The sequence below is a fragment of the Actinopolymorpha sp. B17G11 genome, assembly GCF_040196095.1.
Classification (GTDB): Bacteria; Actinomycetota; Actinomycetes; order Propionibacteriales; family Actinopolymorphaceae; genus Thermasporomyces.
The window spans coordinates 14,249-29,405 of sequence record NZ_JBEFTW010000028.1 but is presented as its reverse complement, the minus strand read 5'-3'; the positions used below and the strand labels follow the sequence as shown (position 1 = coordinate 29,405).

General features: G+C 66.2%; 18 protein-coding genes and 1 tRNA gene. 4 read left to right on the top strand and 15 right to left on the bottom strand.

All coding sequences use genetic code 11. The features are described from left to right. Positions 1-53: 53 nt before the first annotated feature. Entirely contained in the window at positions 54-1,295 is a 1,242-nt protein-coding gene (locus tag ABN028_RS24770; protein WP_349328138.1) for a DUF4032 domain-containing protein, read from the bottom strand. A gap of 261 nt (positions 1,296-1,556) precedes the next feature. Continuing rightward, positions 1,557-2,645, bottom strand: coding sequence for an ABC transporter ATP-binding protein (locus ABN028_RS24765; RefSeq protein WP_349328137.1), 1,089 nt, complete (start codon positions 2,643-2,645; stop codon positions 1,557-1,559). Positions 2,646-3,077: 432 nt separating this feature from the next. Here ABN028_RS24765 and ABN028_RS24760 point away from each other — a divergent pair, with 432 nt between their 5' ends. Next, a complete protein-coding gene (locus ABN028_RS24760; RefSeq protein WP_349328136.1) occupies positions 3,078-4,160 on the top strand; it encodes a LacI family DNA-binding transcriptional regulator in 1,083 nt (360 codons plus the stop codon). 113 nt (positions 4,161-4,273) lie between these two features. Here the strand turns inward: ABN028_RS24760 and ABN028_RS24755 are convergent, their stop codons facing one another. Both ABN028_RS24755 and ABN028_RS24750 read right to left on the bottom strand, forming a co-directional pair. Further along, on the bottom strand, positions 4,274-5,299 hold the full coding sequence (locus ABN028_RS24755) for an SPFH domain-containing protein (protein WP_349698300.1): 1,026 nt from the start codon (positions 5,297-5,299) through the stop codon (positions 4,274-4,276). Beyond that, positions 5,287-5,544, bottom strand: coding sequence for a hypothetical protein (locus tag ABN028_RS24750; protein WP_349328134.1), 258 nt, complete (start codon positions 5,542-5,544; stop codon positions 5,287-5,289). The genes ABN028_RS24755 and ABN028_RS24750 overlap by 13 nt, the downstream gene beginning before the upstream one ends. A 195-nt stretch (positions 5,545-5,739) precedes the next feature. Here ABN028_RS24750 and ABN028_RS24745 point away from each other — a divergent pair. Continuing rightward, positions 5,740-5,815: transfer RNA gene (locus ABN028_RS24745), tRNA-Thr, on the top strand. A 62-nt stretch (positions 5,816-5,877) separates the two neighbouring features. On the opposite strand, the gene ABN028_RS24740 is transcribed toward ABN028_RS24745, so the two are convergent. The 11 genes from ABN028_RS24740 to ABN028_RS24690 form a co-directional block, all read right to left on the bottom strand. Further along, a complete protein-coding gene (locus tag ABN028_RS24740; RefSeq protein WP_349698299.1) occupies positions 5,878-6,972 on the bottom strand; it encodes a tyrosine-type recombinase/integrase in 1,095 nt (364 codons plus the stop codon). An 80-nt stretch (positions 6,973-7,052) separates the two neighbouring features. Beyond that, positions 7,053-7,229, bottom strand: a complete 177-nt coding sequence (locus ABN028_RS24735) for a helix-turn-helix domain-containing protein (RefSeq protein ID WP_349692761.1) — start codon at positions 7,227-7,229, stop codon at positions 7,053-7,055. A gap of 39 nt (positions 7,230-7,268) precedes the next feature. After that, positions 7,269-8,894, bottom strand: coding sequence for a replication initiator (locus ABN028_RS24730; RefSeq protein ID WP_349698298.1), 1,626 nt, complete (start codon positions 8,892-8,894; stop codon positions 7,269-7,271). Beyond that, the gene (locus ABN028_RS24725; protein WP_349698297.1) at positions 8,891-9,085 is read right to left on the bottom strand and encodes a hypothetical protein; all 195 of its coding nucleotides are present in this window, start codon (positions 9,083-9,085) and stop codon (positions 8,891-8,893) included. Before ABN028_RS24725 ends, ABN028_RS24730 begins: the two co-directional genes overlap by 4 nt. 83 nt (positions 9,086-9,168) lie before the next feature. Continuing rightward, positions 9,169-9,561, bottom strand: a complete 393-nt coding sequence (locus ABN028_RS24720; protein WP_349698296.1) for a hypothetical protein — start codon at positions 9,559-9,561, stop codon at positions 9,169-9,171. Then, on the bottom strand, positions 9,558-9,905 hold the full coding sequence (locus tag ABN028_RS24715) for a hypothetical protein (RefSeq protein ID WP_349698295.1): 348 nt from the start codon (positions 9,903-9,905) through the stop codon (positions 9,558-9,560). The genes ABN028_RS24720 and ABN028_RS24715 overlap by 4 nt, the downstream gene beginning before the upstream one ends. Then, positions 9,902-10,366, bottom strand: a complete 465-nt coding sequence (locus tag ABN028_RS24710) for an RRQRL motif-containing zinc-binding protein (RefSeq protein ID WP_349698294.1) — start codon at positions 10,364-10,366, stop codon at positions 9,902-9,904. The genes ABN028_RS24715 and ABN028_RS24710 overlap by 4 nt, the downstream gene beginning before the upstream one ends. Further along, the gene (locus tag ABN028_RS24705) at positions 10,363-11,220 is read right to left on the bottom strand and encodes an FtsK/SpoIIIE domain-containing protein (protein WP_349698293.1); all 858 of its coding nucleotides are present in this window, start codon (positions 11,218-11,220) and stop codon (positions 10,363-10,365) included. The genes ABN028_RS24710 and ABN028_RS24705 overlap by 4 nt, the downstream gene beginning before the upstream one ends. After that, positions 11,213-12,022, bottom strand: a complete 810-nt coding sequence (locus ABN028_RS24700; protein WP_349698292.1) for a hypothetical protein — start codon at positions 12,020-12,022, stop codon at positions 11,213-11,215. The genes ABN028_RS24705 and ABN028_RS24700 overlap by 8 nt, the downstream gene beginning before the upstream one ends. 6 nt (positions 12,023-12,028) lie before the next feature. Beyond that, positions 12,029-12,409 carry a hypothetical protein gene (locus ABN028_RS24695; RefSeq protein WP_349698291.1) on the bottom strand — a complete coding sequence of 127 codons (381 nt, stop codon included), beginning with the start codon at positions 12,407-12,409 and terminating at the stop codon, positions 12,029-12,031. 226 nt (positions 12,410-12,635) lie between these two features. Further along, a complete protein-coding gene (locus ABN028_RS24690) occupies positions 12,636-12,956 on the bottom strand; it encodes a hypothetical protein (protein ID WP_349698290.1) in 321 nt (106 codons plus the stop codon). Positions 12,957-13,089: 133 nt separating this feature from the next. Between ABN028_RS24690 and ABN028_RS24685 the strand changes: the two genes are divergently transcribed. Next, the gene (locus ABN028_RS24685) at positions 13,090-14,322 is read left to right on the top strand and encodes a helix-turn-helix domain-containing protein (RefSeq protein WP_349698289.1); all 1,233 of its coding nucleotides are present in this window, start codon (positions 13,090-13,092) and stop codon (positions 14,320-14,322) included. A gap of 50 nt (positions 14,323-14,372) precedes the next feature. Next, on the top strand, positions 14,373-14,891 hold the full coding sequence (locus ABN028_RS24680) for a flavoprotein (protein ID WP_502879213.1): 519 nt from the start codon (positions 14,373-14,375) through the stop codon (positions 14,889-14,891). Positions 14,892-15,157 lie beyond the last annotated feature (266 nt).

Here is a 15,157-nt window from a genome sequence, read left to right as displayed (position 1 = left end):
TCACGGCCGGACGTTGCCGCAGGTCGCGCCGGGCACTGCTGGACGGTGCACGATCAGGGTTCGAGTTCAGCCAGGCTGGTCAGATCAGCGGCCGACGGCAAGGCCTCCCGCTCGTCCGGCCGATTGCGCAGGACGTCGTTGACGTAGGCGCGGGCCGCTTTGACCAGGGGGATCTCATTGCCGGCCCGCTCCGAGAGATACCAGCGGTGTTCGAGGACCTCGTGGAACACCTCCGCCGGTTCGAGCCGGCCGCGCAGGTCGGCCGGTACCTCGCGTACAACAGGTTCGAACACCTCGGTCAGCCACTGGTGCGCGACGATCTCCTCGTCCTCGTTCTGTTGGTCGGTCGCCGCCCGGAACGCGTCGAGGTCGTTGAGCAACCGCCGCGCCTGGTTCTCCTCGACGTCCAGGCCGGTCAGCCGGAGCAGCCGCCGGCTGTGGTGGCCCGCGTCGACCACCTTGGGTTGGATCCGGATGTGCCGCCCGTCGAAGTCGGTGTGGATGTCGAGTTCGGCGACGTCGAAGCCGAGCGCGTTGAGTCGCTGGATCCGGTGCTCGAGCCGGTAGAGCTCCCCGGTGTCGAACTCCTCGGGCGCGGTGAGCTCCTCCCACAGGCGTTCATAGCGGCGTACGACGGTGTCGGCGAGCTCGAGCAACTCGATGTCCTCCGACAGAAACCCGCCGGCCTGCAGGTCGAGCAGCTCGCCGAAGATGTTGGTGTGGGCGAGCTCGAGGTCGTACGAACGCTGGCCAGGCGACAGCTCGTCGTGCAACTCCCCGGTCTCGGCGTCGACGAGATAGGCCGCGAATGCCCCGGCGTCGCGTCGGAACAGTGTGTTGGACAGCGAGCAGTCGCCCCAATAGAAGCCGGCCAGGTGCAGCCGGACCAGCAGGGCCGCGAGCGCGTCGACCAGGCGTACGACCGTGTCCGGGCGCAACGTCCGGGAGAAGACCGCGCGGTACGGAAGGGAGAACGACAGGTGCCGCGTCAGCAGGATCGGCTGGAGCGGTTCGCCGTCCGCGGTCAACCGGTCGAGCACCACACCGACCGGCTCCACCGCGGGCACGTCGAGACGTTCGAGATCGCGGAGTAGCCGGTTCTCACCCACGACGTACCGTTCCTCAGCCTCCTTCACCGCGTAGACGTGACCGCCGAGCCGGACAAATCGGACGACGTGGCGGGAGATGCCTCGAGGGAGTGCGACCAGGTGCTGGTCAGGCCATTCGGCGAGCGGGATGTGCCACGGCAGGGCGAGAAGGCCGGGATCGGCGGGGACTGAGACGAACCGAGGCATGACACCAGTAAACCGGCTTGTCGCCGAAGTGCGACTCGTGGCGTCCGCCCAGTTCCGGGTGATGCCGCCACGTTCCATGATCGTGAAGGTTTGCGGCGTATGCGCAGACAGAAGTTTCATGATCACGATCATGATCACGGGGGTGCGGGCTAGCGGGCTACCGGGCCGTGGGTACGTACGGCCTCAAAAGCGTCGGGGCCCACCGGAGGAAATCCGGTGGGCCCCGACGACGTGCCATCTCCTGACGGCGCGGGTGAGTCGTCAGCTGACGCGCTCTCCCGTGGCCGTGGAGAAGAGGTGGATCCGCTCCGGGTCCGCGGCCAGCTTGACCTTGACGCCCTTCTCAGGCGGGCGGCGGGCGTCGATCCGGGCGATGATCTCCTTCTGCTCCTCGCCATCGCCGTTGAGCAGACCGTAGAGGAACGCGTCAGCGCCGAGCTCCTCGACGACCGCCACCTCGACGGTGAGGCCGTTCTCCTCGTCGCCCACGATCCGGAACGCCTCCGGGCGAATCCCGACCGTGACCGCCGTCTCGCCGCCCAGCTTGCTGCGCGAGGACGCCTCGAGCGGAACGGTGTAGGCGCCCACGTCGATCCCGGTGTTGGTCACCTTGCCCTCGAGCAGGTTCATCGCGGGGGAGCCGATGAAGCCGGCGACGAACAGGTTGTTGGGCTTGTCGTAGAGGTTGAGCGGGGTGTCGTTCTGCTGGAGCAGACCGTCCTTGAGGACCGCCACCCGGTCGCCCATCGTCATCGCCTCGGTCTGGTCGTGGGTGACGTAGACCGTGGTGATGCCGAGCCGGCGCTGGAGGGCGGCGATCTGGGTACGGGTCGAGACACGCAGCTTGGCGTCGAGGTTGGACAGCGGCTCGTCCATGAGGAAGACCTTCGGCTCCCGGACGATCGCGCGGCCCATCGCGACCCGCTGCCGCTGACCACCGGAGAGGGCCTTCGGCTTGCGGTCGAGGAACTCCTCCAGGCCCAGCAGCTGTGCCGCCTCGCGCACCTTCTTGAGGCGCTGGTCCTTCGGGACGCCCTGCATCTTCAGCGCGAAGCCCATGTTCTCGGCAACGCTCATGTGGGGGTAGAGCGCGTAGTTCTGGAAGACCATCGCGATGTCGCGGTCCTTCGGCGGAAGGTGCGTGACGTCGCGGTCGCCGATGCGTACGGCGCCGTCGTTGATCTCTTCCAGACCGGCGAGCATCCGCAGGGACGTGGACTTGCCACATCCGGAGGGTCCGACGAGAACCATGAACTCGCCGTCCTCGATCTGCAGGTCGAGCTTGTCGACCGCGGGCTTGTCAGAGCCTGGGTAGGTCCTGCTCGCCTGGTCGTAGGTCACTGTGGCCATGGGTTTCTTTCCCTTCACCGGCAGGAACGTGCCGGACGATCCGAGCAAAGGGCGGCTGACGACCCCCGAGGAGGGGGCGCCACGGGCAGCTCATGGTGACACGCCTTTCATCGTGCTGTCATCCATCAGGTACGCAACCAGCCCGGAACTGGTCGGGGACGGGTCGGAGCAGAGTCGGACGAACCTCGCAGGGGCCGACCATGATCAGGTGCCGAGGTCCGCGGATCAGACCGGGAGGAACCGGGAACCGGGCAGGAACCGGGAACCAGGTCGCCGGGAACCAGGAGGAACCGCCGATTTCTTGCACACGGACACGTCCGGCCGACGTGGTCGGACCATGCGACCGTCCGTGGGAACGAGGTCCAGTCCCCCAGGACTGAGGCAGAATTCTTGCGAAGACTTTCTGCAAGTTCTGACGGGAGGCTCTGGCAGATGCATTCCGGTCCCGGCCCCATCGCCGGCAGCGCACGGGAGCCTGGCTCAGGTACCGGCACGGGCAAGCGCGCCCGGCTTGTCGACATCGCCGCGCAGGCGGGGGTGAGCGAGGCGACGGTGTCTCGTGTCCTCAACGGTCGCCCCGGCGTCAGCGCGCCGACGGTCCAGGCGGTGCTCACGGCGCTCGACGTCCTCGGTTACGAGCGGCCCACCCGGCTGCGCCAACGCAGCGCCGGCCTGGTCGGTCTCGTCGTACCCGAACTCGACAACCCGATCTTCCCGGCGTTCGCCCAGGTGATCGAGACGACGTGCGGCCAGCACGGCTACACCCCAGTGTTGTGTACGCAGACACCGGGCGGCGTGGGCGAGGACGAGTACGTCGAAATGCTCCTCGACCGGGGCGTCTCGGGCATCATCTTCGTGTCCGGACTACACGCCGACGTCTCCACCGACACCTCGCGCTACCAGAAGCTGACGGGCCGCGGACTGCCGGTGGTGTTCGTGAACGGCTACGTCTCCTCGGTCGAGGCGCCGTTCGTCTCCACCGACGACACGGTGGCCACCGAACTCGCCATCCACCACCTCGCGAGCCTCGGCCACCGGCGGATCGGCTTCGCCAGCGGACCGGACCGTTACGTACCCGCCCGGCGCAAGCTGGCCGCGTTCCGGGCCTGCCTCGACGAGCCCGGACTGCAGTCGACCGGGGTGACCGGCGTCGTCGAGCAGTCGTTGTTCTCGGTGGAGGGTGGCCATGCCGCGGCGGTTCGGCTGTTCGACGAGGGCGTCACCGGCGTCGTCTGCGGCTCGGACCTGATGGCGCTCGGCGCGATCAGGGCGGCGCGGCAGCGCGGGCTCGATGTGCCTGGCGACATTTCGGTCGTGGGGTACGACGACTCTCCGCTCATCGCGTTCACCGACCCGCCGTTGACCAGCGTGCGGCAGCCCGTACACGCGATGGGGCTCGCGGCGGTGCGGGCGCTGATCGACGAGATCAACGGGCACGGCGCACCCAGGGCGGAGTACCTCTTCCGTCCCGAACTCGTCGTACGCGGCTCCACCGGCCCCGCGCGCCCTCGCTGACGGGCTGACCGGCCGGGTTCAGCCGGCGCTCGGGATGGTGACAGGCGCCGCGGAGGTCGCAGTGGCGGCGGATGTTCACAGTGGCGGCGGATGTTCACAGTGGCGGCGGATGTTCACAGTGGCGCGGATGTTCGCAGTGGCGGTGGAAGTTGGCGACCGTCCGCTTGTCCGCCTGTCCCCGGCTCCTCATCCGCCCGGCCGGCGGCCTCTCCCTTGTCGCCGGCCTCTCCCTTGTCGCCGGCGTCGCCCGTGTTCGCGCTGACGCCTTTCCCCATGCCCTCGCTGAACGCCTGTGTGACGCTCTGGAGCGCGGTCGTGACCTCGCTCGGAATGACCCAGAATGTGTTGCCCTCGCCCTGTGCGAGCTGCGGCAGCACCTGGAGGTACTGGTAGGCGAGCAGCTTCGGGTCAGGGTCGTTGCGGTGGACCGCCTGGAACACCCGGTCAATCGCCTTCGCCTGGCCATCCGCTCGCAGGATCGCAGCCTGCTGGTCGCCCTCCGCGGTCAAGATGGTGCCCTGCTTCTCGCCCTCCGCGGTCAGGATCCGCGCCTGGCGTACGCCCTCGGCGGTGAGGATCGCGGCACGCTTCTCGCGGTCGGCGCGCATCTGCCGTTCCATCGAGTCCTTGATCGACGGCGGAGGGTCGATCGCCTTGAGCTCGACGCGGTTGACCCGGATGCCCCACTTGCCGGAGGCCTCGTCGAGGACGCCACGCAGGGTGGTGTTGATGTGTTCGCGCGACGTGAGGGTCTTCTCCAGGTCGATGGCGCCGATGACATTCCGCAGCGTCGTGACCGTGAGCTGCTCGATGGCCTGGATGTAGTTGGCGATCTCGTAGGCCGCTGCTCGCGGGTCGGTGACCTGGAAGTAGAGCACCGTGTCGATGTGCACGACCAGGTTGTCCTCGGTGATCACCGGCTGCGGCTGAAACGACACCACCTGCTCGCGCAGGTCGATCAGGGGGCGTACGCGGTCGACGAACGGGATCACGAAGTTCAGGCCGGGCTCGAGAGTGCGAAGGTACCGTCCGAGGCGCTCGACATTGCCGGCCCGCGCCTGCGGCACGATGCGTACCGACCGCACCAAGATCATGACTGCGACGATGGCCAGCACCAGCCCGGCAATCAGTTCGGCCATGGTTCCTCCCAGGGATGTACGAACGCGGTCGCCCCGTCGATGGCGAGCACCTCGACCGTCGTCCCGTCAGGGCGGATGAGTTTCGGGTCGTACGAACTGGCTGTCCGCTCCACGCCGCCGAGCGCGAGACACGTGATCGCGGGCGCGGTAGAACGGATTCCTGGGCCCAAACCGAGCGTGGCGACGAGCGCGGCCACGGTTCCGAGTGCCGCGGTGGCTATCGACCAGACGACCCACACCTGCATGGGCTCACCCGCTCTAGGCTGAAGCTCCTGTTGACACCGTAGCTCCAGTTTGCGTTCGCCGCTGACGGCTGCTTGATGGGTCCGAACGTGGCCGGCCCGAACGCGGGCGGTGGCGCACATCCGACGCTGAGCTCGCGTACTGGTCATCCGGAGGGTCGGCACTCGGAGGCACGCGGCTAGGCTTGGGCCGATCTCGCCAGCGTGGCGCAACTGGTAGCGCACCCGACTTGTAATCGGGCGGTTAGGGGTTCAAGTCCCCTCGCTGGCTCCAACGTTTCCGCAGGTCAGCGGGGGTGTGACAGGCGCGACGAAGGTTGCACTCCCTCGGATGTGTCACAGACCTGTCACATCCCCGAGCACTACGGCCGCGTTGTGCAGCGCCTCGTCCTGGGAGTGGACGTAGGTCCGCATCGTGAAGGCGGAGTCAGCGTGACCCAGCCATGCGGCGATCACGGCGATCGGAACGCCTTGGAGATGCATCAGCGTCCCGCAGGTGTGCCGCGCGTCGTGGAGCCGGATCTTACGGACCTTGGCAGCGCCAACCACGGTCGACCAGCGATCGGACAGCGTGTCGGGGTGCAGCGCCTCCCCGATCTCGTTCACCGCGACATAGCCGGATACGCGGTACGCCCTACCAACCGCCAACTGTTCGGCCCGCTGGCGCCTCTTGGCCCGCTTCAACACCTTGATCAACTCGGGTGTCAGAGGCAGCGTGCGAGTGCTGCGCTTCGACTTCGGAGACGAGGCAACCGCCTGCCCGTCCACCGACACCCGCGACTCCTCCACCACGAGCGTGCCCGCCTTCAGATCGACACTTGACCACCGCAGACCCGCGATCTCTCCCCGCCGAAGACCATGCAGGGCGAGATGCCAGGCGTGCTCTAGTCGATCCCGACGGGCCGCCCGCAGCAGCTTCCTGACCTCCGCGACGGTGTAGGTCTGCATCTCCGACTTCGTTTCAGGCAGCCGATCCACCAGCCCGGCCACGTTGCGGAGTGCAAGCCCTTGCCTGATCGCATCCTCATAGACCTTCCGGAGCACGAAGAGCATCAGGTTGACGCTCCGTGGCTTCCATGGCCGCCGAGGCCGGTCGTCAGCCCGTTTCAGGCTGCCAGCCTGCAGTTGGTCGACCAGCTCCTCGATGTGTCGCTTCGTGAGTCGCTGGAAGGGCAGCTCTCCGTAGACCTCGCACAGTGGTTTCAGGGAGTCCCGGTACCCGGCAAGAGTGCTACCCCGAACGCCTCGCCGGGACCGCAACCAGGCATCACACAGATCCCGGACAGTCGCGTTGGTGGGCGCGACATAGGTACCCTCCCGGACCTCCCGTCGTATCCGTGCGAAGTCGTCAACGGCCAGGTCGACCGTCTCGTAGCGGCGACGGACCTGCCGGCGCTTCCCCGTGGCCGGATCAGTACCCAGGTCAATCACTAGCTCGACACGGCGTTTGCCGCTTGCGAGTGTGATCCACCGAGCGCCGGGAGGAAGACGCCGGCGAGGCCCGTTGCCCTTCATGCTGCGTCCGCCAACTCTGCGACGTACTCGCGAAGCGACTCGGCGAGAATGCGCCGGGATCCGCCGATCTTGACGGACCTCAGCACACCAGTACGCAGCAGCACGTAGACCTGTGAGCGGCAGATGCCGAGCACCTGGCCCGCCTCGACAGGGGTCAATAACAGCCGTTCCATTCCAACTCCTCTTCTTCTAGTGACGGCGACACGGACGTGTCAGCCGGTGGTGGCCATCTCCAGGCGTGCGGTGTAGCGGTGTTCGCGGGCGAGTGCGGCGGCGGTGTTGGCGAGGAGGGCGTCTCCGGTGGTGTGCCAGCCGGTGCCGGCGTAAACGAGTTCGGCGATGGTCTCGATGTGTTCGTTTTCCTCGAGGTGCTCTTGCCGTTCGTGGTGTGCGCGCCGGTAGTCGACACGGGCTTTGCGCAGGATGCGGAAGGTGGTGGAGTAGCGGCGGGATTTGGTGAAGAAGTGACCGCCGTAGCCGAGCATGTGTGCCCACCTGCGTAGCCGGTAGTACTGGGTGGTCTTCCATTCGGTGGTGGTTTGGAGGCCGCGGGCGCCGAGGCGCCAGCAGGCTCCGATGATGCGTCCGGGGTGGGTGTTGGTGGCGTAGTAGTCGACGGTGGAGGGGGTGAGTCGTCGGGAGGAGTGGCCGGCGGCTTCGGTGGCTTTGGTGGCGTACTTGGCGAGGTAGCCGGCGACGGCGTTGCCGGAGAGCATGCGGCGGCGGCCGGTGTGGTCGAGCTCTTGGCTGACGCGCTGCTCTGTGAGTGGGTCGTCGCCTCGGACGCGGACGGGTCGGATGTCGACCTGGGTTCCCCAGCTCATGGGCCAGCCGTTGGGCTGGTGGACGAGTTGGTGGCCGTGGTGGTCGCCCAGGACCAGGCCGTGGGTCTGGAACCGGGTGCGTTGGACGGCTTCGCGGAGGACCCATATGAGTAGGAAGGTGTTCGCCCATGCCGGGGGTGGGATCACGGCGTCTGGGTCGTCGGGGTCGATGCCGTCGAAGCGGGCGAGGATGTGGAAGTGGACCAGGCCGCGTCGCTGGAACTCCGCACACTTGCCGAAGGAGATCCGCGCCTTGTCTATGTGGCCGTGGTCTTCGGCGTAGCGGGTCAGCAGCCGGTTCGCGGCGATGGTGGTGCGCCGCCACAGTTCGGAGGCTTGGCTGTTCCAGATGGCGTGGTGGTCGTAGTCGTAGCAGTCCGCACACAGCGGTTGGCCGAGCTGGTGGTCACCGTCTTGGTGGCGGCGCATGCACCGCTGGTCGACGCCATGCGCGCAGAGATCGGGTGTCTTGCGGGCGCGGCAGGGTGCGGGCTTGTTCTTCTTGTTGGTGCGGGTGGTGTGGACGATGCCGAAGCCGGGGGCGGTGAGGGTAGCGAAGATGGCCGGGTGCCCACCCACGGTGTCGGGGACGCCTTTGCCGCCTTTGAGGCCTGCGGCCACAAGCTGGTAGGCATCGGCCCGGTAGATCTCGGCACAGGACGGGCAGACGGAGGCGCGACGGTTCCCGCAGGCTTTGTAGATCACCCCATCGGGCATGCCCGTCGTGGACACCGCCGGTGTCTCGGAGATGATCTGACCCGTTTGAGTGTTGACGGTGCGGCTGCGGATGCGACCGGTGAGGCGGACGGGTTGGGTGCAGCCGGCGGCGGAGTGGACGTGACGCAGCCAACGCGGATAGTCCGGGCGGGCGCCGCGGGCCATCGCGGTGGCGGTGGCGGTGAACTTGTCGAGCCCGGCCAGGTCGGTGAGATCGATGGTGGGTGTCTCGGCAGCGGCCACCGCCCCCGGCACCGAGTGGGTGTCGGGGGTGATGGTCGACGTCGAGCCTGTCACGTGCGCGGCCCCGTGGTGGCGGTGGTGCCTTCACGGTTGGCGCAAGTGGGGCAGAGGGCATTGTCGTCGTCGATGACCCAGCCGTAGTCGGTGAACTCTCCGATGGTGGGGAGTAGGCCGTTGCCTGGGCTGAACGCGGCGTCGCAGGTGTCGCAGGTGGCGTCGTAGGCGGTCTGTACGTACAGGGCCATCGCGGTTCTCCTTCCTGGGGTTGGTGGGGATGGCCTCGCCGCCAAGACGTGGGGTGTCCTGGCGGCGAGGGTGTTCCGGTGTGTCATGCAGCCGTCCGGTGGTGGCTGCCGATCTCGATGCCGACCCGGTGGCCAGCAGCGGTGTCATCACTGGCGTTGTCTGGGTGGTGCCCGTCGTCGCGGGCCGCGCTGGCCATTGCTGTGGCGACGGTTGCGGCGACTGTGGTGAAGGTGATGAGGCCGATGCCGGCGAAGACCCAGCGGATGTCGCCGCTGTGAACCATTGCGGTTCCGGTGAGATGGCCCAGGCCGATACAGGCGGGTATTCCGATGGCCAACAGGGCCAGGGTGGGTCCGATCCGGCCCAAGATGAGCTTGTCGCCGATGAGGACGCCAACGGATCCGACGACGATGAGGGCGACGAGTGGGCGTACTCCGATGGATGTGGCGGCCTGTGTGATGGTGTCTCGGTTCATGCCACACGCCCCGTTGGGTCGTAGGTGTCGACTGAGGCGGCTTCGTTGACGTCAGTGGCGGTGAAGATGCTCCACTGATCCGACTCCGCCTCGTAGATGGCGAGACCGACATCTGAGGTGAAGTAGGACCGGGCGGTGCTGGTGTCGCAGATGTGGGCGAGTTTGTCGACGATGGCGCGCCGGTGGTCCCAGGTGCCGGCTTCCTGTCCGATCTGCAGCATGATTCGCCCGGTGTAGGGAGAGATCCGGAGCGTGAGATCGTCCAGTGGTAGCTCGTCGCCGTGGTCTTCAATCAGGGTGGTGAGCAGTCGCAGCCTGTTGAGGGTGTGGGTGTGTGTGGTCATGCGGCTTCGTCTCCTTCGGTGAGTTGTCGGTGGCAGTCGACGCAGCAGCCGAGCGAGGTGGGGATGGTGTAGCCGGCATCCTGTCGGCAGAGTGGGCAGATGCGCCGTGCCGCGAGGGCTTTCTCGATCGCGTGGAGCTGAGCGAGTGTCGGGATCCGCTTGGGTTTGGCGTGGTCGATGCGGTAGAGGTAGGCGACGGCTTGTTTGCCGCCGCGCATCCAGATGACTTGCGCCGCGACGGGTTGCCCGCCGGGGCGTAGCTCCAGGGCGAGGAGCTGCCGCTTCGTGGCCAGACCTTCAGGTGCCATCTGCCAGCCGTAGGTAGGGATCCCGCCGTGGTCGGCGCCGGTCGGGTCGTAGAACTCGATGCGGTAGCGGCGGTTGTAGGTGCGTCCCCGCCGGATGCCGGAACGCCTTCTAGAGCGTGGTTTCTGGTGTCGTGGGCCGTGGTAGTCGCTCATGCTGCTCGCCCTCCGCCGTGGTGGTGGTGGCGTATGGCGGCAGCGCGGTTGACGAGTTCGTCGATGTTGTCGTCGGAGAGGTAGGCGCCTTTGAAGCGGCGGGGGTAGCCGCCTTCGGCGAGGAGCCAGCCGACGCCTCGTGCTTCGGGTGGGATTGATGTGGCGTCGTAGCCTTTCTTGGCCCAGCCGGTGCCGAGGATGATGTCGGAGCTGGCTTCGGTGGTGCAGCGGAATGCGCATCGGTAGGAGAAGATGTCGCGCAGGTTGGTGGGCACGATGTCCGCTGAGGGTCGCTGGGTGGCGGCGATGACGATGACGCCGGCGGCCCGGCCACGTGCTACGAGGTCGCGGACGAGGCGGATAAAGGTTTCCTGACTGTTCTTGTCTCCGACGGTGGCGGAGAACCAGGCGAGTTCGTCGATAACGACGAGGATGAAGGGGTGGTCGTCGCCTTGGTCGATCTTTCGACGGCGTACGGTTTTGAGCCAGTCGTAGCGCCGGTTCATTTCCTCCTGCAGCAGCCGGAGGATGCGGATGGCTTCGACCTCGGAGCGTCCGACGAAGACGTCGGCGATGTCTTCCCACATGCCGAGTTCGACTTCCTTGCCGTCGATGAGGACGAGTTGGACGTCGGTGCACAGCGCGGCGGGGGCGACGATGTTGTTCAACAGCACGGACTTGCCGCCGCCGGGTTCGCCTGCGGCGAGCATGTTTCGGTGCGGCAAGTGGATGTTGACGGTTGAGCCGAAGTCGTCGATCCCGAGGAAGATTGGGTCGAAGATGGATTGGCCGAGAGTGATGGGGGTGACCCCGGCCTTTCGGCCGGGGACCACCTTGCGCAGCAGGCTAGACATAATCGGAGATGTCCTCTCCATTGGCCATGACCGTCGAACCGTTGGCCGACGTCTGGGCAACAGCAGGTTTGGCAGGCTTGACGGCCCGCACACGGGATGTGGATTCAGCAGCAGCCGGGACAGCGGTTGGCTGTTCGGTTGCGGGGGTGTCGACGACCCAGGACGGCACGGTCTTACGTGCCGACAGTCCTACGGTCACCACGTGTTCGGCAGGGGCGTTGCCGTTGCCAGTGGTGTCTACGAGGGTCGACTTGAGTGGTTTCTTGGTTCCGAGCGGGTCGCGCCGGATGATGTCGATCCGCAGCACCGCGGCAGACCGCCTCGTCCTGTCCAGCCGGGCATCAGCAGCCCAACAGGTGGAGGCAAGAGCCGACGTGCGGTCTTTGATGTCGTCGACGGACATGCCGGCGATCAGCAGCAGCCACACCCGTTCCCCCACGGGGGTGGGGTAGGTGGCCAGGATCCACGGGAGTTTCCCGGACCGGTTACGGATCCCGTTCTCGGTCATGAACGACCGCACCCGGTGTCGGGTGATCAGGCACCAGGTCCAGCCCCGGATCAACCGACCGGTGACCGGAACACACAGCCCGGCCGTGACCGGGGCGATCATGACGCAGACAGCCGCCCAGGACGGCATGTCATCAACGAGCTGGAGATAGGCCCAGATGAGGGCGGCGACGATGGTGAACTCGATCCACCACCGCCAGATCACCAGCAACAGTTGCACCCACCACTTCTCGTGCAGGCGCGGTTTGAACACCTCGACCATCGAGGCGCGGTTCGGACGGGATCGGAAGGCCATCGCCGATCACCCGACCTTCCGGCTCACATCGATGCCGGTGATGTCACCGACGGTCCGGTAGAACGCCTGGTGGACCTCGCCGGTCTTGAAGGTGTGTTCTCCGACGAGCGCGGCCACGACCTCGGCCGCATGGTCACGTTCGGCCGCGATGGCGGCGATCATCTGCGCCGTGTCGGCCATCACGAAACGTGCTTCTTCACAGTCGCCAGTTGCGGCGAGGAGGGCCCGTTGGGCGCTGGCCTCGGCAGACATCCAGTCCACGGCCATCCGCAGGTGCTCATAGGCCGCCATCAGCCGGAACGCCCGGGCGGCCACTACGTCGCCCACGTCGTCGGCCGACAGGCCAGCAGGGTTGTCGTTGTGCGGGTTGGGTGTAGATTCGGACATGACGAACTCCCCTTTCGGGTGGAGTGAGTTGGAAGGCAGAGAGCCGGACGGTTTGGTAGCCAGGCCCGGCTCTCCGCCATCTGTGGAGCGGCCCCCATCTGGGGGTCGTTCTTTTTCGTTACGTACGCCGTCAGGGCGTACCAGCCGCCATCACAGCGGGGTGTAGATCACTCCTGTTGCACTCGACTACAGGTGCGCTGTCGCGCGTTCACCGTGTGACTGCGGCTCAGGCAGCCTTCACCGACGCCTTCGTGTCGAGAGACTTGGCGCGGTAGGCGACACCATTCCGGCCATTGGTCGCCCACGGCATGGCTTCCAGCTCGACCGGGGAAACGGTCTGTCCCACGCTCACCTTCGGCGGTTGACCCGCCACAGTGATCATGAGAACGTCCGCCCCGTTCTCAGCGTCGAGCGCCATCACCTGAACGACGAACAACAGCTCGCCGGTCTTGCGATCCGCCTTGTGCCGACCCTCGTTATCGGTCTTTGGCTCCGCCACCTTCGTCACCGTGAACGTGGTCCGCGACGTATCCAGAAACAGCTTCATGAGTGCTCTCCCCTTCGTAGGAGTCCTGATCGAACGAGGCACCTTGCCTCTCCCGAAATAGGAAACCTCCGGGCAGGGCTCACTACCCGGACAAACTGTCCGGGTCCGTAGGAAGCTCGACTATCGTGGTGGCATGCGCGGAGCAGGGGACCATCTCAGCGTCGGCGAACGGATCGCGTACTACCGAGCACGCCGGGGCATGACGCAGGCTGTACTCGCCAGTCTGGTCAATCGGTCAGTGGACTGGGTGAGCAAGGTCGAGCGTGGAGACCGCCAGGTCAGACGCCTAGACGTTGTCGTTGAAGTGGCACGAGCGTTGCGTGTAACGCCAGGAGACCTGCTCGGTCAGCCAGTGCTCGTCGAGGACCATGACCGCCAGGACGACGACGTACCGGCCATCCGCGACGCACTAATGACCCCACGCAGACTCTCACGAGTGCTCTTTGACGATGAGTCTCACAATCGACCTCCAAGCCTCCGACACACTGTTCAGGCTGTCGAGGTCGCGTGGACGGACTTCCAGCGAGGACGGCTGGGGCAAGTAATCACGGCGCTTCCCAGTCTGATCCGAGCTGCGCAAGCGCTCGAACGTGACCTGGACGAGCAGCCGACAGCAGGATGGGCCGCATCCGCCCGTGTCCATCATTTGGCTGCAACAACACTTAGCAAGATCGGCGAGTCCGACCTTGCATGGATAGCGGCCGAGAGAGCGATGGGCGCGGCAGACCAGGCCGACGACCCCTTGGTACTCGCTTCGGCGGCGCGAGCGGGCGCGCATGCGCTGCTGTCGATCGGGAGGTACGAGGACGCGCTGGAGCTAGGACGTGCTGCCCGAGCCTGGCTTGCGCCACGGGTTGCCGAGAACGACGCTGAAGCACTGAGCTTGCTCGGGATGCTGGACTTGCGTATGGCTACTGCTGCATCCCGGCACCAGGACCGCTCTACAACGAGCGAGCTGCTTCAGAACGCGCACCAGGCAGCTCAGCAGCTCGGCCGGGACGCGAATCACTGGCAGACCTCGTTTGGGCCGACGAACGTGATGCTCCACCGAATCTCCACAGCACTCGACCTCGGCGACGTTGCGTTCGTCGTCGAGCATGGACCTAGGATCCAACCCACCTCAGCATCGATCGAGCGACAGGTCGGTCACTCCATCGACGTAGCAAGAGCCCTCAGCTATGTCGCCGAGGACGACGCTGCCATAGAGATACTGCTGACCGCGGAGCGTCAAGCGCCACATCTAGTACGGCACAGTGCCGCCGTACGGGAAACGGTGAAAGCGATCCATCGACGCTCCCCAGTGACGACCGGGCGGTCGTCATCGCCAGTCTTGGGCCTCGCTGAGCGGTGCCGTGCGATCCAATGACGAATCGTGTTCTGGGACTGGTGTGCTCCTCGGCTGGTGGAGTCGAGGCGGTGAGGGAGAAGCTTGTCCGGCCACTCATCGATGACGGGTGGACGGTTGCAGTCACTGCAACCCCGACAGCCGCTCGCTGGCTCAAGGAGTCTGGTGAGCTGGCCAAGCTCGAAGCGCTGACCGGACTGCCAGTTCGCCATCAGCCACGACTTCCCGCGGAGATCAGCCCACATCCCACCGTGGACTGTTATGCCGTCGTACCGGCCACGGCTAACACCGTTGCCAAACTTGCCCTCGGTTTGGGGGACAACCAAGCCCTAACGCAGCTGTGTGAGGCGATCGGTGGCCGCGAGATTCCTGTCGTCATTTTCCCGAGAGTGAACGAAGCACATACCGGCCAACCGGCGTGGGCCAATCACCTCGATGCACTACGAAAAGCCGGTGTACATCTGGTCTACGGCGAAGACGTCTGGCCGGTCCACAAACCACGTAGTGCTCCGGGCCTTCCACTGCCGTGGAAGGCGATCCGACGAGCCATCGAGGACGCAGTTGGCGAACAATCACCACCCTGTGGATGAACCCCGACGCCCAGGATGTGGTTGTGCCAGTATCGATGTGATCCGGACGAGGCCACCCTCGCCCGCGCCGGCCACGCCTGAGCGGAGGTGGGGCGATGACGTCGGAAGGTCACCCGGACCCACAGAGCGCGAGCAAATGATCAGCGTGGAGCCGTCCGGCAGGCATCCAGTCAGACCACTCGTAGCCATCGCAGGTGCCGATGGCCCACCAGGCCCGTCCGCACCTTGCTGTCACTCAGCGAGATGACCAGGCACCCAGCGGCCGT

Excerpts from the sequence above, each read along its gene's own strand:
- ABN028_RS24770 (WP_349328138.1), bottom strand. The coding sequence starts at position 1,295 with ATGCCTCGGTTCGTCTCAGTCCCCGCCGATCCCGGCCTTCTCGCCCTG.
- ABN028_RS24765 (WP_349328137.1), bottom strand. The coding sequence starts at position 2,645 with ATGGCCACAGTGACCTACGACCAGGCGAGCAGGACCTACCCAGGCTCT.
- ABN028_RS24760 (WP_349328136.1), top strand. The coding sequence starts at position 3,078 with ATGCATTCCGGTCCCGGCCCCATCGCCGGCAGCGCACGGGAGCCTGGC.
- ABN028_RS24755 (WP_349698300.1), bottom strand. The coding sequence starts at position 5,299 with ATGGCCGAACTGATTGCCGGGCTGGTGCTGGCCATCGTCGCAGTCATG.
- ABN028_RS24750 (WP_349328134.1), bottom strand. The coding sequence starts at position 5,544 with ATGCAGGTGTGGGTCGTCTGGTCGATAGCCACCGCGGCACTCGGAACC.
- ABN028_RS24735 (WP_349692761.1), bottom strand. The coding sequence starts at position 7,229 with ATGGAACGGCTGTTATTGACCCCTGTCGAGGCGGGCCAGGTGCTCGGC.
- ABN028_RS24725 (WP_349698297.1), bottom strand. The coding sequence starts at position 9,085 with ATGGCCCTGTACGTACAGACCGCCTACGACGCCACCTGCGACACCTGC.
- ABN028_RS24720 (WP_349698296.1), bottom strand. The coding sequence starts at position 9,561 with ATGAACCGAGACACCATCACACAGGCCGCCACATCCATCGGAGTACGC.
- ABN028_RS24715 (WP_349698295.1), bottom strand. The coding sequence starts at position 9,905 with ATGACCACACACACCCACACCCTCAACAGGCTGCGACTGCTCACCACC.
- ABN028_RS24710 (WP_349698294.1), bottom strand. The coding sequence starts at position 10,366 with ATGAGCGACTACCACGGCCCACGACACCAGAAACCACGCTCTAGAAGG.
- ABN028_RS24705 (WP_349698293.1), bottom strand. The coding sequence starts at position 11,220 with ATGTCTAGCCTGCTGCGCAAGGTGGTCCCCGGCCGAAAGGCCGGGGTC.
- ABN028_RS24700 (WP_349698292.1), bottom strand. The coding sequence starts at position 12,022 with ATGGCCTTCCGATCCCGTCCGAACCGCGCCTCGATGGTCGAGGTGTTC.
- ABN028_RS24695 (WP_349698291.1), bottom strand. The coding sequence starts at position 12,409 with ATGTCCGAATCTACACCCAACCCGCACAACGACAACCCTGCTGGCCTG.
- ABN028_RS24690 (WP_349698290.1), bottom strand. The coding sequence starts at position 12,956 with ATGAAGCTGTTTCTGGATACGTCGCGGACCACGTTCACGGTGACGAAG.
- ABN028_RS24685 (WP_349698289.1), top strand. The coding sequence starts at position 13,090 with ATGCGCGGAGCAGGGGACCATCTCAGCGTCGGCGAACGGATCGCGTAC.